This is a genomic window from Allobosea psychrotolerans, assembly GCF_002917105.1.
In the GTDB taxonomy this organism is placed as follows: domain Bacteria; phylum Pseudomonadota; class Alphaproteobacteria; order Rhizobiales; family Beijerinckiaceae; genus Allobosea; species Allobosea psychrotolerans.
This window is the reverse complement of sequence record NZ_PQFZ01000013.1, coordinates 24,705-47,083: the sequence shown is the minus strand read 5'-3', so window position 1 is coordinate 47,083 and position 22,379 is coordinate 24,705. Positions and strand designations below refer to the sequence as shown.

The following is a 22,379-nucleotide window of genomic DNA, read 5'->3' as shown; positions in this document are numbered from 1 at the left end:
GAGATCACGCACGCGGATGGCCGCCGGGGCCTCCACCTCCGTCCCGCCGTCAGGCGTCGCGTCCTTCCCGCGCGCCTGCTCGCCTGGCTCGGCCGATTGCTCGCTCATGGCCGGGTTACGATCCTCAAAACGCGATAGATGCAAAAAACATGGCGAAGAGGCCGTCGACGACGATGACCATGAAGATCGCCTTCACCACCGAGGCCGTGACCTGCCGGCCAAGCGACTCGGCCGAGCCCTGGACCGCCAAGCCTTCGATCGAAGCAATCAGCCCGATCACGAAGGCCATGAAAGGGGCTTTGATGAGGCCGACCGCGAAATGCTTCCAGGTGATGACCGATTGCAGCCGGGCCAGGAAGGTGTCGATGCCGATGCCGCCATAGAGCCAGGTGACGAGCGCCGCGCCGGTCAAACCCGACATCGACGAGAGGAAGGTCAGGATCGGCAGCGAGATGATCAGCGCCAGGATGCGCGGCACGACGAGGACTTCGATCGGATCGAGGCCCATCACGCGCAGCGCATCGATCTCCTCGCGCATCTTCATCGAGCCGATCTCGGCGGTGAAGGCCGAGCCCGAGCGGCCGGCGATCATGATCGAAGTCAGCAGCACCGAGAGCTCGCGCAGGATCAGGATGCCGGTCAGGTTGACGACGAAGACGGTCGCGCCGAATTGCTGGAGCTGGAAAATGCCCTGCTGGGCGACGATGCATCCGACCAGGAACGAGATCAGCATGATGATCGGCGCGCCGTTGAAGGCGATCAGCTCGATCTGGTTGACCAGCGAGGGTCCACGAAACTTGCGCGGACCGAGCACGACGCCGATCGAGCCGACCACGACCTCGCCGAGGAACATCGCACCACCGACCATGTCGCGCCCGAAGCTGACGACCGCCGCGCCGATGTCGACCAGCACGCTGACGACACCGAAATGGCCGGGTTGCGCCGGCATCTCGTGGTCCCTGACCGCGACCTCGGCGAGCAGGATTCCATGTTCGGGCCGGTCGCTGACGATGTCGACGGCCGCGCCCTTGGCCTCCTGCTGCAGCTTCAGCCGGTTGAGGACATAGGCGCCCATCGTGTCGAGCCGCGTCACCGCCGAGAGATCGAGCCGGGACGACGCGCCTTTGCCGATGCGTCCGGCTATCTCCGCGATCAGGGCCTCGACCCGCGGCGCGCGGTCGGCGCTCCACGAGCCCGCGAGCGCGACGGCAAGCGTGCCGGCATCGTCGCGGAAGACGGCTTGCGGTTCGGCGGTGTCGAGGCTCGCCATGTCTTTAAGTCAAACCCTTCGCCGGAGCGGTCTCGCGACCTGCCCGCAGCGCCCGTCCGGCCGATCTTGCTGTGCCCCCGCTGCCTGTATCGCCGGGCAGATTGCGCTTTGCAAGCACGAGCAGGACAAGACCGACCAGAGCCAGCGGAACCATGGCGAGAAATGCCAGAGAACCATGGCGCTGGTAGAGATAGCCCGACAGAATCGTCATCGCGGCGCTGGCGAGCGCAGTCAGCGCCACGAGACCGCCCTGGGCGGCGGCGCGCCGCCCATCAGGCGCCAATGCTGAGAGGACCGCCAGCGCGCCGAGATGGGCGCAACCGAAGGTCAGGCCGTGCAGCAATTGCAGCAGCAGCGTGACGCCGAGCCCTGGATCGAGCGCCATGACGCCGAATCGGATGATGGCGGCGACGGCGCCCGCAGCGATCCAGGCGAAGCCGGCCGTGCCGCGCGCGACGATGCCGCCGGCGAACAGGAACAACGCCACCTCGGCCACGACGCTCACGGCCCAGAGGCCGCCGATGACGGTGTCGCTGAAACCGAGGCTGCGCCAGTGCAGCGAGCCGAAGGCGTAGAGCGCGGCATGTGTCGCGTTCACGCAGGCGATGGCGACCAGCGCCAGCCTGAAGGCCGGGCTGAAGCCGGCCGGAGCGGGGCTCGTCTCCTGCGGCGGCCTGGCCCGCGGCGGCGGCGCAGGGGCCGCGAGCGCCGCAAGCGCCGCCAGGCCCGTGCTCGCCGCCAAGGCGAGCGGAATGATGCCGGCTCCGAGGTGGGCTATCAGGTAGCCGCCGAGCAGGTTCGCCGCAAAGAAGCTGACCGAACCCCATAACCTGACCCGGCCATAATCGATCGCGGCGCCGGCCTTGATCTGCGCCGTCGTCAGCACGTCGGCCAAAGGCACGACGCCGGAGATGGCGGCGGCGTTGAGCGCCATGGTCAGGCCGATCGGCCAGATGCCGTGCGCCGGCAGCAAGGCGAGATAAAGCAGCGCCGCCAGCCCGTTGAGCGCGGCCAGCAGCAGGACCGGCGGAAGGCGGTTGTCGGCGAGCCCCGTGACCCATGACGTAGCGACGACGCGCATCAGGATCGGAATCGTAAGGACGACGCTGATGGCGACGTCGCCAAGTCCCCTGGAGGCGAGCCAGATCGGAAAGAACGGCATGTAGATGCCGACGCCGAGGAAATTCAGCGCATGCAGCAGCGACAGTCGCGGCCCGACTCCACCCTGCGGAAGCAGCGCCATTTTCAAGCCCGATCGCATGGCGCCGGCAGCACTTCCTTAAGCAATACGGGGGCACGGTTGGAGATGGTGCATTTCGACTGACGAATGGCGATTCGGCCAGTCCTTCACGAGCAGGTTGGTCATGGGTGGGGCGCGTTCGCTGACGCCGCTGAGCGAAACCGACTACGAGGCCATCGCGGCCGCCGTCATGGAGACGGCGCGCGGACGCTGGTTCATGGCCGAATTCGCCAAACGCAACCGTCAGGCCGACACGGCCCAGCTGCTCACCGCCATCGGCCGGATCGAGCGCGTCGTCGGCGTCAGTGCCAAGCCCGCGCCGCCCGAACCCAGCCTGCGCGAGGCTGCAGCGCTGATCACCGATCTCCGGCTCGACCTCGAACGGATCAGCGGGCGCAGCCAGGAGCCGTCATCGGGCCTGGCGGCGCGCATCGAGGCCGCCTCCGGCAGCATCGCCGTCGCGGTCGAGAGCGTGCAGGAGGCGGCCTGGGGCCTGCGCGAAACCGGTGCGGACGAGGCCCTCTGCGACATGCTCGACCGGCGCGCCACCGAGATCAACGCCGCGACCGCCAGCATCGACGGCACGGCCCAGCAGATCGGCAAGATCGCCGATACGATCGCGATGCTCGACAGCAGCCTGCGGGCGTTCTGCGAGGGCGTGCAGGACGACGAGGACACAGGGCCGGCCCAGCCGGCGCGCGGGCTCAGCCTCCGGGACGCCGAACCGCTCGGCGCCTATGACGACATCGAGATCATCGAGATCGACGAGGCTCCGACCTCGGTCGTGGCCGCTCCGCGCACGGTCTCCGCGCGGCCGACGAGCGAGCTCAAGCACCAGACGAGCCCGCTCATCCACGACGATATCGATTTCGAGTATATCGACGTGCCCGGCGAGGCGCCGCCTCCCGCTCCCGCCGCCGCCCCGGCGACCTCGGAAGCCGATCTGCGCGAGATCGACGCGCTGCGCGCCGACAGGAAGCTCGCCTATTTCGCCTAGCCGGGCTTCAATACGGTCCTGGCCGTCATTGCGAGCACAGCGAAGCAGTCCAGGGGACGTCGAGCTCTGCCGCTCCTGGATTGCTTCGTCGCTTTGCTCCTCGCAATGACGGTGTGGTTCAAGCTAAAATTACCCCCTCGCGGCGACATAGCTTGCCATCTTGCCGGGGTTGAGCAGGCCGAGCGGATCGACCTCGCCCTTGAAGCCGAGCTGGTCGGCATCGGCGCGCTTGTGGCGGCTGCCGGACTCGAGCGAGACGACATGCGGATTGGCGATCATCACGCCCGCCTCCTCATGCAGGGCGATGATCTCGTTCAGGCGTTCGGGTGTCGAATAGCGCAGGATCGGCAGCGCGCTCGCGGTCATGCGCCCGCCGAAGCGGATGAATTCGTGATGCGCCAGCACCTCGTCGGGAAAACGCGCGATCATCTCGGCCGCGCTCTCGATCAGCCGGTCATGCGGGAACATGCATTGCAGATAGGTGATCGAGCGATCGCCCTTCAGCCATTGCAGCGTGGTGTGATTCCAGCTGTATTCGTAGAGCGGCACCGTGCCCGGCCCCTCCTCCGAGGGCGCCTCATAGGTCACCGCGCCGCGCCGGCCGATGATCGCCTTGAACGGCCCGAGCGAGGCCTCGGCGATCATGCAGATCAGGATGCTCTTGCCCTCCGGGCAATGCTGCTTCAGCGCGCCGAATGTCGCCGGGATCGGCCATGAGATCGGCGTCACCAGCTTCTTGACCACGCCGTCGGCGAGCGCGACGGCGTAGCCGGCCTGGAAGGCCTCCATGTAGTCGTCGAAGGCGACGATGACGTCGATCCAGGGCCAGGCCGGAGCGAGCGGCATTTCGAGCGCCGTGATGATGCCGGTCGTGCCATAGGCGCGGTTGACCTTCTGGGCCGCGTCGTCGCGCAGTTCGAGGATGCGCGGCTCCTCCTCCATCGTGACGATGCGCGCCGCCAGGATGTTGCCGGGCTCGCGCAGGCCGCCATAGGTGACCGAGCCGACGCCGCCCGAACCGCCGGCGACGAACCCGCCGATCGTGGCCGAGCGCTTGGTCGAGGGGTGCATGCGCAGCTCGAACCCCGCCTCGCGCGTCGCCATGTCGATATCGAGCAGGCGCGAGCCGGCCGCGACCCTGACCACGCCCGGCTTCTGCCAGGCGATGCCGCTCAGCGCCGTGATGTCGAGGAGAACGCCGCCTTCGAGCGGCACAGCCTGACCGTAATTGCCGGTGCCGGCGGCACGGACCGTCAGCGGGATGCGCCGCTTCACGCAGGCCGCAGCGACCCGCACCACCTCGTCCTCATCGCGCGGGCAGGCGATGATGTCGGCGGATTTGTCGGCCAGTTCCTGGTTCAGGATCGGCGAATACCAGAAGAAATCGCGCGAGCGCTTGCGCACCACCTGCGGCTCGTCGATCAACGGGATGCCGTCGAGATCGGCCTTCAACCCGGCGATGTCATAGCGCGAGGGCTGCGGCTTGTGCTTTCTTTCGCTGTCCAAGCTCATATCGTACCCATTGCAGCTTCGTCATTGCGAGCGCAGCGAAGCAATCCAGAACCGTAGCGCTCGACGTCCCCCTGGATTGCTTCGCTGCGCTCGCAATGACGACAGGGCTTCAATTCTCCCGCTTCAGCGCGCTCTCATGCCAGCGCCGCAGCAGGAGATGCGAGATCCAGCTCGTCGCGAGGAAAATCGCTATCCCCGACAGCGAGATCATGATCAGGGCGGCAAAAACGCGCGGGATCTTGAGCTGATAGCCCGCCTCCAGGATGCGGTAGGCAAGACCGGACGAACTGCCGCCCGTGCCCGCGACGAATTCGGCGACGACCGCGCCGATCAGCGCGAGCCCCCCCGAGATCTTCAGGCCCGCGAGGAAATAGGGCAGCGCGGCCGGCAATTTGAGATGGCGCAGCGTCTGCCAGCGCGTCGCGCCATAGAGCTGGAACAGGTTGATCAGGTTGTGATCGGCCGAATTCAGCCCGAGGATGGTGTTCGACAGGATCGGGAAGAAGGCGACGATCCAGGCGCAGATCAGCAGCGAGAGATTGATGTCTCCGGCCCAGATGATGATCAGCGGCGCGATCGCCACGATCGGCGTCACCTGCAGGATCACCGCATAGGGTAAAAGCGACATCTCCAGCCATTTCGACTGGGTGAACAGCACGGCCAGCGCCACGCCGACGATGACGGCCGCCGCAAGCGCCATGAAGGTGATGCGCAGCGTGATCCAGAGCGAGCCAGAGAGCGTGCCCCAATCGGCGATCAGCGTCTGGCCGATCAGGAGCGGCCCGGGCAGAACATAGGGCGGAATCTCCTTCCAGCGGACCAGGAACTCCCACAGGCCTAGCGCCAGCACGCCGATGACGATCGGCGCCAGGAGGCGCGGCCAGGCGCTGGCGGGCAGGCCGAGGATGCGCGGCTCCGTTGCGAAGACGGGGCGGGCTTCGGCGTCGGTGCCGTCATGGGCGGGGGCAGGCGTCGGCAACGCGCTCATGCCACCGCTCCCGACACACAGCCCTCATCCTGAGGAGCCGCGCAGCGGCGTCTCGAAGGATGCTCCAGATGGTTCCGGAGCCTCCTGGAGCATCCTTCGAGACGCGGGCTGCGCCCGCTCCTCAGGATGAGGGCTGCAGGGTGGTCCATGGCAGGGCTCATGAGCCGATCGCCTCCTTGAGCTTGCCGGAGACGACGCGGCAGAGATGGGCGTATTCCGGCGAGGTGCGGAAGAGGTCGTCGCGCGGATAGGGCGCGTCGACATCGAGATCGGCCATCACACGGCCGGGGCGCGCCGCCATCACCACGATGCGCTTGGAGAGATAGACCGACTCGAAGACCGAATGGGTGACGAAGACGGCGGTGAACCTCTCCTTCCACCAGAGTTCGAGCAGATCGTCATTGAGGCGGTGGCGGGTGATCTCGTCGAGCGCCGCGAAAGGCTCGTCCATCAGCAGGATCTTCGGCCGCAGCACGAGCCCGCGCGCGATCGAGACGCGCATCCTCATGCCGCCGGAGAGCTCGCGCGGATAGGATTTCTCAAAACCCTTGAGCCCGACCAGCGCCAGCATCTCGGCGGCGCGCTCTTGCGCCTGGCTCTTGCGGACGCCTTTCAGCGTCAGCGGCATCATGACGTTGCCGAGCGCGGTCGCCCAGGGCATCAAGGTCGGGTCCTGGAAGACGAAGCCGAGATCGCGATCAGGCTCGCCCGAGGCGTCATGGCTGGTCGTCGGCCACTCGATCGTGCCGGTCGAGGGCGCGCCCAGCCCGGCGATCATGCGCAGCAGGGTCGATTTCCCGCAGCCCGACGGGCCGAGCAGGCTGATGAACTCGCCGGCGCCCAGATGCAGGTTGACGTCGCGTACGGCGAGCGTGCCGTTGGCGAACTGTTTCGAGACGTGGCGCACGCAGACGAGCGGCTTGGCCTCGCTGCTGCGGACGGCATGGGGTGTGCTCAGATAGGCTGTGTCCAAAGCCTGATGATCCGTTGATTGGCGCCCCGCCTTGTCATTCCGGGGCAAGCCATAGGCTTGAACCCGGAACCCACGACTGGGCGAGTGTTGTTCATTGTGCCCGACCGGGGCCTCACCCGGTCGTGGGTTCCGGGTTCAGCGCCGCGCGCTTCCCCGGAATGACGAGCCACTACGCCTTGCCCACGCCCTTGTTGACGAACTCCAGGCTGTAGGCCTTCTTGATGTCGACGCCGGCCGGGAAGACGCCGGCCTCCGTCATGGTCTTGTAGAAGCTGGCCCAGCGCGCATCGGTCATGGCGCCGATGCCCAGCGTCAGCGCGTCGCCGGAGAGCACGATACCCTTCTCGTTCATGACCTTGACGGCGTAGTCGATCTTCTCCTGATCCATGTCGGGATTGTCCTTCAGGATCTGGGCGTTGGCTGCGGCCGCGCTCGGCCCGGCCTTCATGTACTCGGCCCAGCCCTCCAGCGACGCGGTGACGAAGCGCTGGACCAGGTCCTTCTTCTCCGCGACCATCTTCTGCGAGATGTTGATGGTGGTGTTGTAGTTCTCGAAGCCGGCATCGGCGATGAGATGCACCACCGGGTTCACCCCGCCCTTCTGGATGGCGAAGGGCTCCGACGACAGGAAGCCCTGCTGCGAGATGGTCTTGTCGGCCAGGAAGGGCGCCATGTTGAAGGTGTAGGGCCTGATCTGTTCGTCGGTGTAGCCGAACTTCGCCTTCAGGAAGGGCCAGTAGCTGGTGCGCCCGGCAGCGCCGACCAGGATCGGCTTGCCCTTCAATGCGGCCAGCGAATCATTGCCCTGGCCGGGATGCGAGATCAGGACCTGCGGGTCCTTCTGGAAGATCGAGGCGATGCAGAGGAAGGGGATGTTCTCCTGGGCGTAGCGGATCGCCTCGAAGGAGTTCGACATGATCATGTCGACGCGGCCGCCGAGCAGGAGCTGCGAGGGGTTCTGCTGCGGTCCGCCTGGACGGATATCGGCGTCGATGCCGTATTTCTTGTAGATGCCGTTGGTGAGCGCGAGGTAGAAGCCGCCATGCTCGGCCTGGGCGCGCCAATTGGTCTGGTAGGAGACCTTGTCGAGGGTCTGCGCGCTGACCTTGCTGCCGGGGACGGGCACCAGGACGGAGGCGGCAGAGCCGCCGATGAGGCCAAGCGCCGCGCGCCGGTTGATGCGATACTTCATCATCATGCTGGAGACCTCCTGGATAACGCCTTCGTGCAGCTGCGCCGTGGCCGCGGGCCAGCAACATACATGCCATGCGTGACGGCAAGCAGGAAATGTGGAGCAACAGGTTTGCGCACAGAGAACGTGCAATTGCCCAAATCGCAAGCAGAAACGCCACGCGATCCATGGATGCAGGCGACGGGCTTCCCTGGCAGGCCGTTCCCCCTGCAGCATCAGACCGAATACGATATTCGGTCTGATGCTGCAGGGCTTTGATTGTGCATCGGCTTGCCCCGAAAACCGGTTCCCACTTTTCGGGCCGATGCCCTAGGCTGGCGCAATGCGCTCCGAACACGCCATCTCGGATAAGGTGCTCGCGGTGCTCAGGCGGGCGCCCCTCGACAATGTCGTTCTCCTGAAGTTCCTGCTCGCCTCCCCGCAGGCCGCGAGCGTGCATCAGATCGTCCGGGGCGATGATGCGGCGACACTGCTGCTGCTCGACCACCGCTTCAGCGATTTCGATCGCGAGACCTATCCGGCAGCCAGCGCGTCGGCCCTCATCGCCAGTACCAACCCCGAACTCACCCAGGACCTGCTGGCTTTCGTGCCACGGCGAGAGACCCTGGTCTTCAAGCTGGCGAACGAAGCCGATCGATCGGTCGTCGCGGCAGAATTTCCCCTGGAGCGGCGCACCGCCTTCCTGTCCTACACCGCGACAATCATGCCCGCGCTCGATACGGGCGCAGACATCGAGACGACCACCGCTAAGACGCCGTTCGAGATACTGGCGGCGCAAGGCCACAGCGCGGAGTGGCTTGGCCCGCTCATCGCGAGCGGGCGCGCCTTCATCTGCGTGCTCAGGGCCGGCTCCAGGCCGCTATCGGCCTGCTTCGCCTTCCAGATCGACGGCCCGGTCTGGGAGGTCGGGGGCGTCTACACACAGCCCGCGGAGCGCGGCAAGGGCCTGGCCTACCGCATCGTCCACACGGCGCTGGCGGAATTGCAGCGTCGCGGCCATGTCGCGCGCTATCAGGTCTCCGAGGAGAACACGGCTTCCATCCGGCTGGCAGAGTCCCTAGGCATGAAGCGCTATCTCACCCTCACCCATTATCTCAGCGCGCCGGACATGCCATGACCAGCACTGCCATGATCAGCCCTGCCCTCGCCGCGCTTCGCGCCGAACTCGCCGATCTGACGATCTATCAGGATGCGCCGAGCTTGCGCATGCATAGTCGCGACTTCTTCTGGTTCTCGCCGGTGTTGAAGCCCGATCTCGAGGGCAAGCAGGCCGAGCTGATCATCCTGCCCAGCGACAAGGCGGAGGTCGCTCGCATCGCCTCGGCCTGCGCGCGCCATCGCGTGCCCTTGACGGTGCGTGGCGGCGGCACCGGCAATTACGGCCAGGCCGTGCCGCTGGAGGGCGGCGTGGTGATGAACCTGACCCGGCTCAACCGTGTCGTCTCGACCACGCTCGGCGCCGGCCGCTTCGAGGCCGGAGCCAATCTACTCGATATCGACAAGGCGCTCGCTCCTCTCGGCCAGGAGCTGCGCATGTATCCCTCGACGCGGGCGCAGGCGACGTTGGGCGGCTTCGTCGCGGGCGGCGCGGCCGGCGCCGGCTCCTGCACATGGGGCCAGATCGACAATCTCGGCGCGGTGATCGCGCTCGAGGTCATGACGGTCGAGCCCGAGCCGCGCCTGATCGAGTTGCGCGGCAAGGAGATTCTCAAGGTGATGCACGCCTATGGCGTCAACGGCATCATCACCGAGGTCGAGGTGCCGCTCGCGCCGGCCCATGCCTGGGCCGAGCGGATCGCGACCTTCGACAGCCTGAAGGCCGCCGCCGCCTTCGGCCAGGCCTTCACCGAATGCGACGGCATCGCCAAGAAGCTCGTCAGCATCCACGCCCCGGCAATCGCGCCCTATCTCAAACGCCTCGGGCCCTATCTCGGCGAGAACAAGGCCTTCGCCATCCTGATGGTGTCGGAGCCGCAGGGCGACGAGCTCGACCGGCTGATCGTGGAGATGGGCGGGACCGTGACCTTTGCGCGCGGGGCGCAGGCTGCAAGGGCTGCCGCCTTCGGCGAGCATCGGGAGAAGGGCGCGCCAGGCCCGCTCTACGAATACACCTGGAACCACACCACGCTGCACGCGCTCAAGCTCGATCCGACGATCACCTATCTGCAGCTTCGCTTTCCGCCCGGCCGCAATCTCAAACTGTTGGACTGGGCGGAAGCGCAGTTCCGCGACGACGTGATCTTCCACATCGAGTTTCAGCGCCGGCAGGGCAAGGTCTACCATTCCAGCCTGCCGCTGGTGCGCTTCAGCACGGCGGAGCGCCTGTACGAGATCATGCGCCAGGCCGAGGAGGCCGGCATCCAGGCCTCGAACCCGCATACATGGGTCTTGAACAATGCCGGCTGGAAGCGCACCGACGCGCCGCAGCCGGAGTTCAAGCGCCTCGCCGACCCCTATGGGCTGATGAACCCGGGCAAGCTGCTGGACTGGGAGGCCAAAACCACGGAAGCGAAGACCTCGGAAGCGGCGGAATAGCTGTGGCCGCCACGGACGGCCCGCCGCAGATCGGCAAGCTCGCCATTGTCACAGGCACAGGCGGGCTGGGCTTCGAGACGGCATTGGGACTGGCGCGCGCCGGAATCGCGGTCGTCCTCGCCGGTCGCGATCCCGTCAAGGGCGAGGATGCGCGCGCCCGCATCGCAGCAGCCGTGACAGGCGCGAGCGTCTCCTTCATGCGGCTCGATCTGGCAAGCCTGGCCTCGGTGGCCGCTTTCGCCAGCGCCTTCGCCGCGCGGCACGATCGACTCGACATCCTGGTCAACAATGCCGGCGTGATGGCCCTGCCCGCCCGCAAGACCACAGCCGACGGCTTCGAGATGCAGTTCGGCACGAATTTTCTCGGAGCCTTCGCCCTCACCGGCCATCTGCTGCCGTCTCTGCGCCGAAGCAGCGCCGCGCGCGTCGTCCAGCTCAGCAGCCTCGCCCATCGCCGCGGCCGGATCGATTTCGACGACCTGCAAGGCGAGCGTCGTTACCGGCCGTGGAAGGCCTACTGTCAGTCGAAGCTCGCCATGCTGATCTTCGCGCTGGAGCTGCAGCGTCGCAGCGACCGCCACGGCTGGGGCCTGACCAGCCTCGCCGCCCATCCCGGCTGGGCGACCAGCGACCTGATCGCGAATGGCCCGGCCAACGGGCGCGGCGGTGTTTCGGGGCTTCTCTGGCGGCTCGTCCCGCTTCTGGCGCCGCTGCTCAGCCAATCGACCGCCGCCGGCGCCCTGCCGACACTCTATGCTGCGACGGCCGCCGACGTCGCCAAAGCCGGCTATTACGGACCTGACGGCCTGCGCGAGGTCAAAGGCCTTCCCGCCCCCGCGGCAATCATCGGCGAAGCCAACGATCATGCCGTGGCCGCGCGGCTTTGGGACATCGCAGAACAATCGACCGGCTCGCCCTTTGCCAATGCGGCAGCCACACCCATCTCCAGGACCTGACGCGACCGGGCCGGCCAAGGTGCCGAGCGAGTGGCGGGACGAGTGGCCGCGGAAGGTGATCATCGATGCGAATCCTGATCTTCGGCGCGACCGGCATGGTCGGACAAGGCGTGCTGCGCGAATGCCTGCTCGATCCCGGCGTCAGCGAGGTCGTCACCATCGGGCGGAATGCGACCGGGCAGAGCAACCCGAAGCTGCGCGAGATCGTTCACGCCGATCTGACTGATTATGCCGCGATCGAATCACAGCTCACGCGCTTCGACGCCTGCTTCTTTTGCCTCGGCGTCGCATCAGCGGGGATGAGCGAGGCTGATTACCGGCGCATCACCTACGACATCGCGCTCGCCGCGGCCCGGACGCTGGTACGGCTCAATCCGGCGATGGTGTTCGTCTATGTCTCCGGCGCCAGCACCGACAGCAGCGAAAAAGGCCGCTGGATGTGGGCGCGGGTGAAAGGCGCGACCGAAAACGCCATCATGCGCCTGCCGTTCAAGGCCTCCTACATGTTCCGCCCGGGCGCGATCCAGCCGCTGCACGGCATCCGCTCGAAGACGAGGCTTTATCGCGTGATCTACGAGCTGGCTGCGCCGTTGCTGCCCCTGCTGCAGCGCTGGCTGCCCGATTCCATCACCACCACCGAGCAGATCGGCAAGGCGATGCTCAAAGTGGCAAGAGACGGCGCGCCCAAGCCCATCCTGGAGAATGCCGACATCAACCGGCTTTGACGCTCGATAGTTCGAGCCCTCATCCTGAGGAGCAGCCTTCAGGCTGCGTCTCGAAGGATGCTCCAGATGGTTCCAGAGCCGCCTGGAGCATCCTTCGAGACGCCGCTGCGCGGCTCCTCAGGATGAGGGCTGTGTTTCGGAAAGGGCGCCAAGCGGGAGCCATAGCCGTCTCGCTCCGCCGCGTTGAACGGAATGTCCCGGACTTTGATCTTGCATCGGCCCGAAAACCGGTTCCCACTTTTCGGGCCGATGCCCTAGAGTCGTGGCCTGACACCGACGGCAAGGATGAGAGCATGACCGCGCGCTTCTGGGGCGAGCTGAAGACCACCGAATTCGAGGGGTTGTCCGCCGACGACACCGTCGCGGTGCTGCCGCTGGCGGCGATCGAGCAGCATGGCCCGCATCTGCCTGTTTCGGTCGACACCACGATCATGAACGCGATGCTGACTGAAGCGATGCCGCTCGTTCCGGCCGGGCTCGACGTGCTGGTGCTGCCGACCATGGCGATCTGCAAATCGAACGAGCACCTGCATTCGCCGGGCACGCTGACCTTGTCCTGGGAGACCGCGACCAGGGCCTGGATCGAGATCGGCGAGAGCGTCAGGCGCGCGGGCTTGCGCAAGCTCGTGATCGTCACCTCGCATGGCGGCAATGTCGACCCGATGAAGGTGGTCGCCCGCGAATTGCGCGTGCGCCTGGGCATGCTCACCGTGACCACGGCCTGGCGCGCCTTCGGCCTGCCGCAGGGTCTTTTCGCCGATCTCGACGCCAATCACGGCATCCATGCCGGCGATATCGAGACCTCGCTGATGCTGCATTTCCGGCCGGACCTCGTCGATATGAGCAAGGCCGGGCGCTTCGAGCCCGTGACGATCGCGATGGCGACGGAGGGCTATAGCTGGCTGCGGCCGACCGGGCTGCACGCCTTCGCCTGGATGGCGCAGGACGTCCACGCCTCGGGCGCGGCGGGCGATGCCAGTCTTGCGACTGCCGAGAAAGGCAAGGCGACGGCGGCGTTCCAGGCGAAGGGCTTTGCCGAGCTTCTGGCCGATGTCGCGCGGTTTCCGCTGGCGAAGCTGCACAAGGCCCAATAGCCGGCGTCATGCTCGGGCCCGGCCCGAGCATCTCTTTCTGGAGGTTCTCGGGTCGCGCCGCAATGCGGTACCTGAGAATGACGAGCCCTTGCTCAATCCGGATCGAGCAGGCGCGGCCCTGCACCCTGCTCGGCCAGCCTGTCCCAGGGGTTGTGCAAGGGGCACCCTTTCACCGAGAGACAGCCGCAGCCGATGCAGTCGGTCAGATGGTCGCGCAATCGCGTCAATCGGTCGATGCGCCGCTCCAGCTCCGCCTTCCACAGCGAGGACAGCTTCGCCCAGTCGGCGACGGTCGGCGTGCGCTCGGCCGGTAGCGCCTTGAAGGCCTCGCGGATCGTCTTCAACGGCATGCCGGTGCGCTGCGCCACCTTGATGATCGAAACCCGCCGCAAGACCTCGCGCGGATAGCGCCGCTGGTTGCCGGCGCTGCGATGGCTGCGGATCAGGCCCTTCGCCTCATAGAAATGGATCGCGGAGACGGCGAGCCCGGTGCGGCGCGCGACCTCGCCGACGCTCAATTCGTCCAGGGGAGATGCGTGTTCGTTTGCCATCGATGCCCTTGACCTCAACTATGCTTGAGGTTTTATACAGCTGGCTCCCGACACGCAAACCGGAGCACATCCCCATGCATCGCAGGCTCGAACCCAGGATCAAGCTGGCGCTGATCTATGGCAGCACCCGCGAAGGCCGCCTCTGCGACAAGGTCGCGGGCTGGGCCGCAGCGCAGATCGAAGGCGACGGCCCCTTTGAGCTCGACATCATCGACCCGGCCGCGCTCGGCCTGCCGGCGCGGCATCCGCGCGGCGAGCACGACGCCGTGCGCGCGCTCAGGCAGCGCATCGGCCAGGCCGACGGCTTCGTCATCGCGACGCCGGAATATAATCGCGGCTACACCGCCGCGCTGAAGTTCCTGATCGATCTGGTCGGCGAGGAGTGGCGCGGCAAGCCGGTCGGATTCGTCTCCTATGGCGGCGTCTCGGGCGGCCTGCGCGCCGTCGAGCAGCTGCGCCTTGTCTTCGCCGAGCTCCACGCCATGACGATCCGCGACGGCGTCTGCTTCACCAATGCCTGGAGCCGCTTCGACGCGTCGGGCGAGCTCCTGGACGCCGACCCGTCGGAGAAGGCGATGGCAATGATGCTGGCGCAATTGCACTGGTGGGCGACAGCCCTGCGCAACGCCCGAAACAGCGTGCCTTACGGGCAATTCGCGGCATAAGCGTCTTCAGGCGGCGTGGGCACCGGTTCGCGCGAAGAGAGCGCGTCACAACAAGATTCTGGAGCAATTTCAGAGCCGATTGGATCGGAAATTGCGGCAAGGGCTTTCGGCCTCACTTCACGGATCTGTGGCGATAGCCGCACAAATTCGAACTGGTTGCCGGGAGGCGATGACGGGACAATGCCGTCATCACGACTGAAACCAGGAGCGACAATGCAGCTTCAGCTTCTCCGCAACGCCGCGCTCAAGCTCAGCTATGCCGGCAGGACGATCCTCGTCGATCCCGATCTCGGGGCGCGCCACAGCCGGCGCTCCCTCGCCGGCCGTTCGAAGAATCCCATGGTCGATCTGCCGCTGCCGATCGAGGACATTCTCGCCGGGGTCGACCTCGTCATCGTCTCGCATCTGCATGCCGACCATTTCGACGAGGTCGCCAAGGAGCGCCTGCCCAAGGACCTGCCGCTGATCTGCCGCGCCGGCGACGAGGAGACCATCGCCAAGGCCGGCTTCCGCGCGATCACGCCGCTGGACTGCTATCTGCGCCTCGGCCCGATCATCCTCAAATCGCATCCCGCCCAGCACGGCACCGGCTCAGTCGTGGAGACGATGGGCCCGGTGATGGGCTTCGGCCTGGAAGCGCCGGGCGAGCCCGCCTTCTACTGGTGCGGCGACAGCGTGCTCTACCCGCCCTTGCTCGACGCCGTGAAGGCGACCGACCCCGACATCATCGTGACGCATTCCTGCGGCGCGCTCTGGGACGGCACGTTGATCGTGATGGATGCCGGGCAGACGCTCGACCTCTGCGAGGCGGCACCGCGCGCGACCGTGATCGCGACCCATATGGAAGCGCTCGACCACGCCACGGTCAGCCGCGCCGCCCTGCGGCAGGCTGCGCAGGCGCGCGGCATCGGCAGCGAGCGCCTGCTGATCCCGCAGGACGGCGAAACGATCGAACTGCGGGCCAGCGTCGCGGTTTAGAGCTTAGAGTCTATCCTCGAAGACACCGCGTCATCCTGGGCTTCGCCCTCGGGTCCGATCTTCGATCGGCCCAAGGATAAACCAAGCGAAGTCCCGGGATCCATCGTAGAGCTCCGAAGCCCTCCGATGGATCCCGGAGCTGCGCCGCTGCGCGGCCTGTCCAGGATGACGGCGTGGTTCCGAGCGTTCCCGATACCGCGCGAACCGGGCGAACAAGCAGGGGCTACGCCCCCGCCTTCATCTGCCTGGCGTAGATGTCCTTATAGGTCTCGCGCAGCAGGTTCTTCTGGACCTTGCCCATGGTGTTGCGCGGCAATTCGTCGACGATGAAGACCTGCTTGGGCAATTTGAACTTGGCCAGGCGCTGCTCCAGCGTCTTGGCGATCGAGGCGGCGGTGATCGTCGCGCCGGGCTTCGCCACCACGACGGCGGTGACACCCTCGCCGAAATCGGGATGCGGGCAGCCGATGACGGCGCTTTCGACCACGCCCGGCATCTCGTCGATCTCGGTCTCGACCTCCTTGGGATAGACATTATAGCCGCCGGTGATGATCAGGTCCTTGCCGCGCCCGACGATGTGGACATAGCCGGCGCGGTCGATCTTGCCGAGGTCGCCGGTGATGAAGAAGCCGTCGGCGCGGAACTCGGCCGCCGTCTTCTCCGGGTTGCGCCAATAGCCCTTGAAGACGTTGGGGCCCTTGACCTCGATCATGCCGATCTCGTCGGCGCCCAGCACCTTGGCCGTCTCGGGGTCGGTGACGCGGGCGGTGACGCCCGGCAGCGGGAAGCCGACCGTGCCCGCCACCCGCTCACCCTCATAGGGGTTGGAGGTGTTCATATTGGTCTCGGTCATGCCGTAGCGCTCGAGGATGGCGTGGCCGGTGCGCTCGCGCCATTCGCGATGGGTCTCGGCAAGCAAGGGGGCCGAGCCGGAGACGAAGAGGCGCATATGCTGCGTCGCCGCCTTGGTCAGGCGCGCATCCTGCAGCAGCCGGACATAGAAGGTCGGCACGCCCATCATGCAGCTCGCCTGGGGCAGGTATTTGAAGACCTGGTCCGGATCGAATTTCGGCAGCAGGATCATCGCGCTGCCCGAGAACAGCACGACATTGGTCGCGACGAAGAGCCCATGCGTGTGGAAGATCGGCAGTGCGTGCAGCAGCACGTCGTCCTTGGTGAAGCGCCAGTAATCGACCAGCGCCAGCGCGTTCGAGGCCAGATTGTCATGGCTCAGCATGGCGCCCTTGGAGCGCCCGGTCGTGCCCGAGGTGTAGAGGATGGCAGCAAGATCGTCGGGCCCGCGCGCGACATCGGCGAAATCGGTCGCCGCAGCCAGGGCCTTGTCGGAGAGCGTGCCAGCTGAAACGTCAGGCGAACGCCAGACGCCGAGCGTCTCCAGCTTCGCACCGGCCTTGTCGGCATAAGGCTTCAGCGCCCCGGCCCTGGCGGGATCGCAGACGAAGACCGCAGGCTCGGCATCGCCGAGGAAATACTCGATCTCGGCGGGGGTATAGGCGGTGTTCAGCGGCAGGAAGATCGCGCCCGCGCGCACCGTGCCGAGATAGAGCATCAAGGCCTCGATGCTTTTCTCGACCTGCACCGCGACGCGGTCGCCGGGCTTCACGCCGAGTGCGACCAGCGCATTGGCGAAGCGGGCGGAGGCTGCGACCATGTCGGCATAGCTGTAGCTGCGGCCGTCATCGAGCGTCGCGAAAGGCGCAGCCGGCGCGGGGATACGCGACCTGACGAGGTCGAACAGGTGGTTGCCCATGATTTCGGGTCCTTTCAGACGTTTCCATGCAGTTCCTGAGCCCTCATCCTGAGGAGCGCCGCAGGCGCGTCTCGAAGGATGCTCCAGGAGGCTCCCGAACCATCTGGAGCATCCTTCGAGACGCCGCTTACGCGGCTCCTCAGGATGAGGGCTCGATATTCAATTGGCTTCGTGCGCTTCCTGGGTCAACTCGCAGCCGGCCGCAGCAGCTTGCGCACGCCCGATGAGGCGACGACCGTGTTGCGGGTGGCGAAGGCTTCGTGATTGGTCTCGATATCGTCGAGGTCATAGCGGTAATTGACCATCACGCCATGGGCTTCGCGCAAGCCCCGCGCCGAGAGATTGCCGCCGACATTGATGCGCTCCAGCCTGGCGCCATTGCCGAGATGGAAGCGCGCCACGGGATCGATGACGCGTCCCGAGGCCGTGCGGGCCCGCAGCAGATATTGCGCTGCCATCTGGCCGAGCAGCTTGTCGCGCCTTGCCTTGGCCGGATCGTCGAGCAGGCCCGTCTCGCTGGCCGGGCGCGCAAGCTCCGAGCGCTCCTCATTGCTCAGGTGGAAATCGCCGGGATCGGCGATGATGCCGTCGAGCCAGCGCGCGAAACCCGGCACCGGCGAGAGCGTGACGAAGGTGTCGAGCCCCGGCAATTCGCGCTTCAGGTCCTCGGCCACCTGCTTGATCAGGAAATTGCCGAAGGAGATGCCGCGCAGGCCCTCCTGGCAGTTCGAGATCGAATAGAACACGGCCGTCGTCGCCGCCTGGGCGGACAGCACCTCGCGCTCGCCGCTCAGGAGCTCGCCGATGCTGTGGGGAATCGCGCTGGTCAGGGCGACCTCGACGAAGATCAGGGGTTCGTCGACGAGCTGCGGGTGGAAGAAGGCGAAGCAGCGCCGGTCGGCCGGCTCCAGCCTGCGGCGCAGATCGTCCCAGCCCTGGATCTCGTGCACCGCCTCGTAGCGGATGATCTTTTCCAGGACATTGGCGGGGGAGCGCCAGTCGATCCGGCGCAGGACCAGGAAGCCGCGGTTGAACCAGGAGCCGAAGAGATGGCGGAAATCGCTATCGACGGCCTTGAGCTCAGGTTCGGCCTCCATCGCCTCGAACAGCGCCTCGCGCATCCGCACCAGCACATGCGTGCCGTCGGGCGCGAGGTTGAGCCGGCGCAACAATTCCTGCCGGCGCGGTTCGGAGGCGAAATGCAAGGCGGCGATCGCAGCCGTGCTGGGCTCCTTGCGATAGGCCTCGATCGCCTTGCCCAATCGCTCCCGATCCGGTCCGAAGCGCTCCTGGAGCATGCTGAAGAAGGCCCGCCGGCCATCCCGGTCGAGCCCTTCCCAGGCGTTCAGGACCGCCTGCGCCAGCGCCATGCCCGAGGCTTCGCCCCGCCCCGACAGCAGATCCTCGCAGAGCCGGTCGATCGGGCGGTTGCGCCCGGCAAAGCGCTCGAAGCCGATCAGCGCCCGGCCGCGATCCGCCACGCTGGTCAGAAGGTCTCCGAGAAACGCCATGTCCATGCGGACCTCCAGTTGAACGCCTGGTATCCTATACGAGTTTCGTGACGCGGGAACCGCGCGCCAGGACAGCGGCCGCTGCGAAATCGGAACGAAACCCTCAATCCAGCAAGGCCCAGGCCTTGAGGAAGAAGTCGGGCGTGCCGAAATTGCCGGATTTCAGCGCGATCACCAGATCGGGGCCGGCGACGACGCGCGTCCAGGGCACGCCCGGATCGATCTCGGGACCGATCTCCAGCGTCCTGATGCCGAGCCCCTGGACGACGGCTCCGGAGGTCTCGCCGCCGGCGACGAGCAACTTGGAGACGCCACCGTCGGCGAGGAGTCGCGCAGTCTCGGCGAAAGCGTGCTCCACCGTCTCGCCCGCCTTGTCGCGGCCGAGCTTGTCCTGGATCGCCGCGACCTCCGTCGGATCATCGCTTGAATAGAGCAGGAAGGGCTTGTCCTGCGGCTGCGCCAGCGCCCAGGCGGCAAGCATCGCTGCCGTCTGGGTGCCGGCGGTCAGCGTCAGCGGGTCGACCTTCAAGGCGGGGAAGCCCGCCGCAATCGCCGCCTTGATCTGTCCGCGCGTCGCCGTCGAGCAGCTGCCGGAGATGATGCCGGCGCGGCCCTTCGGCGCGCTCAGGCTCACCGGCGCAGCGCGCTGCCGCAGCAGCCCGGCCTCGCGGAAGTTCCGCGGCAGGCCCATCGCGATGCCGGAGCCGCCGGTCAGCAGGACATGACCGGCAACGGCCTCGCCCAGCACCATCAGGTCGTCATTGGTCAGCGCATCGGTGACGACATAGCGTGCGCCCTCCCCCGCCAGCGCGGCGAAACGCGCCTTCACCGCCTCGGCGCCGGCCAGCACCGTGGCATAGCCGACATGGCCGACAGGCGCCTTGGTCTGCGTCCCCATCAACCGCATCAGGTTCGAATCGCGCATCGGCGTCAGCGGATGGTCTTTCATCGAGCTTTCATGCAGCGGCACCGCTCCGACGAAGAGATAGCCTTGGTAGATCGAGCGGCCATTGGCGGGAAAGGCCGGGCAGATGATCGCCATCTCCGCACCGAGCCGCCGCATCAGCGCATCCGCGACCGGGCCGATATTGCCCTCAGCCGTCGAATCGAAGGTCGAGCAGTATTTGAACAGGATCTGCCTCGCGCCGGCGGCCAGCAGAGCCTCGCAGGCGGCAAGCGAGTCCGACACCGCTTCAGCGACCGGGTTGGTGCGCGATTTCAGCGCCACGACGACCGCATCGGCATCAGGAAGCGATGCGCCCGCGCTCGGCGCGCCGATGACCTGGACGGTGCGCATGCCGGCGCGGTTCAGCATCAGCGCGACATCGGTCGCGCCCGTCATGTCGTCGGCGATCACACCCAAAAGCATCGGCTTCGTTCCATTCCCTGATCACAACATGGTGCGCTTCGCGCCATCCTTGCCGTGTTGTTACCAGAGATCGCGGCTCGGACGACAGATGCGGGCGCATGGCATGTTCTCGACATGGCAGGTTCCTTGGCCATCAACTTGCATGCAAGGGCGCGCGGCAAAAGCATGCGCGGTTGCGGCGCGGGCGACAGGATAGCCATCGACGCCGCGACGAAATTGCGCCAGCCTAGTACCGAGTGGAACGAAATCAGGCGCGCGCTACCGTTCACCACAGACGCGATGCAACGGGTCATCAGAACCCGGCTCGCGACGAAACGGGAGCGAGACGCCATGAGACCGACCAAGACATCGACCGAACGAGAGATAGAGAGGGGACCACCGCATGAAGCTCCTGACCACCCTGGCCTCGGCCGGCCTGCTGGCGCTGGCGGCGCTCCCCGTCGCGGCCCAGACGCCCTCGACCCTGCGCGTCGGACTGCAGGAAGACCCCGACATGCTCGACCCGCACAAGGCGCGCACCTTCGTCGGACGCATCGTCTTCAAGGGGCTCTGCGACAAGCTGCTCGACATCACGCCCGAGCTGAAGCTGGTGCCGAGGCTCGCGACCGAATGGAGCTTCTCGGCGGACGGGCTGACGCTGACGATGAAGCTCCGGACCGACGCGAAATTCCATGACGGCGACGTCTTCAACGCGGAGGCAGCCAAGGCCAATCTCGAACGCGCCCGGACCCTGCCCGACTCACTGCGCAAATCCGAGCTCGCCTCGGTCGACAGCATCGAGACGCCTGACGCCTCGACCATCGTGCTGAAGCTGAAGCGCCCTGATGCGACGCTGCTGGCCCAGCTTACAGACCGCGCCGGCATGATGCTGGCGCCCAAGAGCCTGAGCGGCGACGTCGCCGCCAAGCCGGTCTGCTCAGGCCCCTATAAATTCGTAGAGCGCGTCCAGAACGACCGCATCGTGCTGGAGAAGTTCAAGGAGCATTGGGAGGCGGCGAATTATCACTTCGACCGCATCATCTATCGCTCGATCCCCGACACCACGGTGCGGCTGGCGAATCTGCGCGCCGGCGAACTCGACATTCTGGAGCGGCTCGCGCCGACCGATGTGAAATCGGCGCAAGCCGACAAGGCGCTGAAGGTCGCAAGCACCGCCAATCTCGGCTACCAGGGCATCACCATCAACACCAATAACGGCGAGGCCGCCAACCAGCCGATGGGCAAGGACAAGCGCGTGCGCCAGGCGCTCTCGCTCTCGATCGACCGCAAGGTGCTGAGCCAGGTCGTGTTCGAGGGGCTCTATGAGCCGATGGTCCAGCCCTTCAACCCCGGCAACCCCTATCTCAGCGCCGAATTCCCGGTGCCGGCCCGCGACGTCGCCAAGGCCAAGGCGCTGCTCAAGGAGGCCGGGTTGTCGAAGGTCTCGGTCGAGCTCTTCGTCACAAACAATCCGGTCGACGCCCAGCTCGGCCAGGTCATCCAGGCGATGGCGCAGGAGGCCGGCATCGACGTGCAGATCCGCTCGACCGAATTCGCCAGCCAGTTGCGCGACCAGCAGCAGGGCAAGTTCCAGATGAGCCGCATCGGCTGGTCGGGCCGCATCGACCCCGACGGCAACATCCACCAGTTCGTGACCACGAAGGGCAACCAGAACGACGGGAAGTATTCCAACGCCGAGGTCGACCGGCTGCTCGACGAGGCCCGCACCGTCTACGACGTCGCCGAGCGCAAGAAGCGCTACGACGCCGCCCAGAAGATCCTCCAGGACGAATTGCCGATCATCTATCTCTACAACCAGACGGTCTTCTTCGCGATGCGCGCGAACCTCCAGGGCTTCGTGATCAACCCCGACGGGATGATCCGGTTGTCGGGGCTGAAGCGGCAGTGAGTGGGGTGAAGTCGCCATGTGTGACCTCGCCGTCATCCTGGGCGAGCGAAGGTCGTCCCGGGATCCGTGAGGCTCTGCGCCCTCCGATGGATCCCGGCGCCCCGCGGAACCTGTCCTTGGGCCGGCCAAAGGCCGGACCCGAGGGCTTCGGCCAGGGCGACACT

At 66.4% G+C, this 22,379-nt stretch carries 19 protein-coding genes; 9 read left to right on the top strand and 10 right to left on the bottom strand.

All coding sequences use genetic code 11. The features are described 5' to 3' along the window. Positions 1–124: 124 nt before the first annotated feature. Together CYD53_RS20045 and CYD53_RS20040 are read right to left on the bottom strand one after the other, a co-directional pair. Positions 125–1,270 (bottom strand): ABC transporter permease, encoded by a 1,146-nt coding sequence (locus CYD53_RS20045; protein ID WP_103719854.1) that lies wholly within the window; start codon positions 1,268–1,270, stop codon positions 125–127. 4 nt (positions 1,271–1,274) lie between these two features. Then, a complete protein-coding gene (locus CYD53_RS20040; RefSeq protein ID WP_181011947.1) occupies positions 1,275–2,513 on the bottom strand; it encodes an MFS transporter in 1,239 nt (412 codons plus the stop codon). Positions 2,514–2,634: 121 nt separating this feature from the next. On the opposite strand from CYD53_RS20040, the gene CYD53_RS20035 reads away from it, so the two are divergent. Next, positions 2,635–3,507: a hypothetical protein gene (locus CYD53_RS20035; protein WP_103719852.1), complete on the top strand. Its 873-nt coding sequence runs from the start codon at positions 2,635–2,637 to the stop codon at positions 3,505–3,507. Positions 3,508–3,636: 129 nt separating this feature from the next. On the opposite strand, the gene CYD53_RS20030 is transcribed toward CYD53_RS20035, so the two are convergent. The 4 genes from CYD53_RS20030 to CYD53_RS20015 all read right to left on the bottom strand — a co-directional run bounded on the left by CYD53_RS20030 (position 3,637) and on the right by CYD53_RS20015 (position 8,178). After that, the gene (locus CYD53_RS20030; protein WP_245928348.1) at positions 3,637–5,013 is read right to left on the bottom strand and encodes an FAD-binding oxidoreductase; all 1,377 of its coding nucleotides are present in this window, start codon (positions 5,011–5,013) and stop codon (positions 3,637–3,639) included. A 115-nt stretch (positions 5,014–5,128) separates the two neighbouring features. Beyond that, a complete protein-coding gene (locus CYD53_RS20025) occupies positions 5,129–6,007 on the bottom strand; it encodes an ABC transporter permease (RefSeq protein ID WP_103719850.1) in 879 nt (292 codons plus the stop codon). Positions 6,008–6,164: 157 nt separating this feature from the next. Next, the gene (locus CYD53_RS20020) at positions 6,165–6,980 is read right to left on the bottom strand and encodes an ABC transporter ATP-binding protein (protein ID WP_245928347.1); all 816 of its coding nucleotides are present in this window, start codon (positions 6,978–6,980) and stop codon (positions 6,165–6,167) included. 169 nt (positions 6,981–7,149) lie between these two features. After that, positions 7,150–8,178 carry an ABC transporter substrate-binding protein gene (locus tag CYD53_RS20015; protein ID WP_103719849.1) on the bottom strand — a complete coding sequence of 343 codons (1,029 nt, stop codon included), beginning with the start codon at positions 8,176–8,178 and terminating at the stop codon, positions 7,150–7,152. Between the two features lie 316 nt (positions 8,179–8,494). Here CYD53_RS20015 and CYD53_RS20010 point away from each other — a divergent pair, with 316 nt between their 5' ends. From CYD53_RS20010 to CYD53_RS19990, 5 genes are all read left to right on the top strand, one after another. After that, a complete protein-coding gene (locus tag CYD53_RS20010) occupies positions 8,495–9,289 on the top strand; it encodes a GNAT family N-acetyltransferase (protein ID WP_103719848.1) in 795 nt (264 codons plus the stop codon). Continuing rightward, a complete protein-coding gene (locus tag CYD53_RS20005) occupies positions 9,286–10,707 on the top strand; it encodes an FAD-binding oxidoreductase (protein ID WP_245928346.1) in 1,422 nt (473 codons plus the stop codon). Before CYD53_RS20010 ends, CYD53_RS20005 begins: the two co-directional genes overlap by 4 nt. Positions 10,708–10,709: 2 nt before the next feature. Next, a complete protein-coding gene (locus tag CYD53_RS20000) occupies positions 10,710–11,663 on the top strand; it encodes an oxidoreductase (protein WP_245928345.1) in 954 nt (317 codons plus the stop codon). Positions 11,664–11,728: 65 nt separating this feature from the next. Further along, positions 11,729–12,388 (top strand): NAD-dependent epimerase/dehydratase family protein, encoded by a 660-nt coding sequence (locus tag CYD53_RS19995; RefSeq protein ID WP_103719846.1) that lies wholly within the window; start codon positions 11,729–11,731, stop codon positions 12,386–12,388. A 293-nt stretch (positions 12,389–12,681) separates the two neighbouring features. After that, positions 12,682–13,482: a creatininase family protein gene (locus CYD53_RS19990; RefSeq protein ID WP_103719845.1), complete on the top strand. Its 801-nt coding sequence runs from the start codon at positions 12,682–12,684 to the stop codon at positions 13,480–13,482. A 92-nt stretch (positions 13,483–13,574) separates the two neighbouring features. On the opposite strand, the gene soxR is transcribed toward CYD53_RS19990, so the two are convergent. After that, entirely contained in the window at positions 13,575–14,033 is a 459-nt protein-coding gene (gene soxR, locus CYD53_RS19985; RefSeq protein ID WP_103719844.1) for a redox-sensitive transcriptional activator SoxR, read from the bottom strand. 74 nt (positions 14,034–14,107) lie between these two features. Between soxR and CYD53_RS19980 the strand changes: the two genes are divergently transcribed. Together CYD53_RS19980 and CYD53_RS19975 are read left to right on the top strand one after the other, a co-directional pair. Next, on the top strand, positions 14,108–14,698 hold the full coding sequence (locus tag CYD53_RS19980) for an NADPH-dependent FMN reductase (RefSeq protein ID WP_103719843.1): 591 nt from the start codon (positions 14,108–14,110) through the stop codon (positions 14,696–14,698). Positions 14,699–14,911: 213 nt separating this feature from the next. Beyond that, positions 14,912–15,676 (top strand): MBL fold metallo-hydrolase, encoded by a 765-nt coding sequence (locus CYD53_RS19975; RefSeq protein WP_103719842.1) that lies wholly within the window; start codon positions 14,912–14,914, stop codon positions 15,674–15,676. Positions 15,677–15,899: 223 nt separating this feature from the next. On the opposite strand, the gene CYD53_RS19970 is transcribed toward CYD53_RS19975, so the two are convergent. The 3 genes from CYD53_RS19970 to otnK all read right to left on the bottom strand — a co-directional run bounded on the left by CYD53_RS19970 (position 15,900) and on the right by otnK (position 20,327). Next, the gene (locus CYD53_RS19970) at positions 15,900–17,447 is read right to left on the bottom strand and encodes a malonate--CoA ligase (RefSeq protein WP_103719841.1); all 1,548 of its coding nucleotides are present in this window, start codon (positions 17,445–17,447) and stop codon (positions 15,900–15,902) included. Between the two features lie 185 nt (positions 17,448–17,632). After that, positions 17,633–18,964, bottom strand: coding sequence for a malonyl-CoA decarboxylase (locus CYD53_RS19965; protein WP_103719840.1), 1,332 nt, complete (start codon positions 18,962–18,964; stop codon positions 17,633–17,635). Positions 18,965–19,061: 97 nt separating this feature from the next. Then, complete coding sequence (gene otnK, locus CYD53_RS19960; RefSeq protein ID WP_103719839.1) at positions 19,062–20,327, bottom strand: 3-oxo-tetronate kinase; 1,266 nt, start codon at positions 20,325–20,327, stop codon at positions 19,062–19,064. Positions 20,328–20,709: 382 nt separating this feature from the next. Between otnK and CYD53_RS19955 the strand changes: the two genes are divergently transcribed. Further along, on the top strand, positions 20,710–22,215 hold the full coding sequence (locus CYD53_RS19955; protein ID WP_103719838.1) for an ABC transporter substrate-binding protein: 1,506 nt from the start codon (positions 20,710–20,712) through the stop codon (positions 22,213–22,215). Positions 22,216–22,379 lie beyond the last annotated feature (164 nt).

Bases quoted from the DNA above. Each gene is read 5' to 3' on its own strand.
- CYD53_RS20045 (WP_103719854.1), bottom strand. From the start codon at position 1,270: ATGGCGAGCCTCGACACCGCCGAACCGCAAGCCGTCTTCCGCGACGAT.
- CYD53_RS20040 (WP_181011947.1), bottom strand. From the start codon at position 2,513: ATGGCGCTGCTTCCGCAGGGTGGAGTCGGGCCGCGACTGTCGCTGCTG.
- CYD53_RS20035 (WP_103719852.1), top strand. From the start codon at position 2,635: ATGGGTGGGGCGCGTTCGCTGACGCCGCTGAGCGAAACCGACTACGAG.
- CYD53_RS20025 (WP_103719850.1), bottom strand. From the start codon at position 6,007: ATGAGCGCGTTGCCGACGCCTGCCCCCGCCCATGACGGCACCGACGCC.
- CYD53_RS20015 (WP_103719849.1), bottom strand. From the start codon at position 8,178: ATGATGATGAAGTATCGCATCAACCGGCGCGCGGCGCTTGGCCTCATC.
- CYD53_RS20010 (WP_103719848.1), top strand. From the start codon at position 8,495: ATGCGCTCCGAACACGCCATCTCGGATAAGGTGCTCGCGGTGCTCAGG.
- CYD53_RS20005 (WP_245928346.1), top strand. From the start codon at position 9,286: ATGACCAGCACTGCCATGATCAGCCCTGCCCTCGCCGCGCTTCGCGCC.
- CYD53_RS19995 (WP_103719846.1), top strand. From the start codon at position 11,729: ATGCGAATCCTGATCTTCGGCGCGACCGGCATGGTCGGACAAGGCGTG.
- CYD53_RS19990 (WP_103719845.1), top strand. From the start codon at position 12,682: ATGACCGCGCGCTTCTGGGGCGAGCTGAAGACCACCGAATTCGAGGGG.
- soxR (WP_103719844.1), bottom strand. From the start codon at position 14,033: ATGGCAAACGAACACGCATCTCCCCTGGACGAATTGAGCGTCGGCGAG.
- CYD53_RS19980 (WP_103719843.1), top strand. From the start codon at position 14,108: ATGCATCGCAGGCTCGAACCCAGGATCAAGCTGGCGCTGATCTATGGC.
- CYD53_RS19975 (WP_103719842.1), top strand. From the start codon at position 14,912: ATGCAGCTTCAGCTTCTCCGCAACGCCGCGCTCAAGCTCAGCTATGCC.
- CYD53_RS19970 (WP_103719841.1), bottom strand. From the start codon at position 17,447: ATGGGCAACCACCTGTTCGACCTCGTCAGGTCGCGTATCCCCGCGCCG.
- CYD53_RS19965 (WP_103719840.1), bottom strand. From the start codon at position 18,964: ATGGACATGGCGTTTCTCGGAGACCTTCTGACCAGCGTGGCGGATCGC.
- otnK (WP_103719839.1), bottom strand. From the start codon at position 20,327: ATGCTTTTGGGTGTGATCGCCGACGACATGACGGGCGCGACCGATGTC.
- CYD53_RS19955 (WP_103719838.1), top strand. From the start codon at position 20,710: ATGAAGCTCCTGACCACCCTGGCCTCGGCCGGCCTGCTGGCGCTGGCG.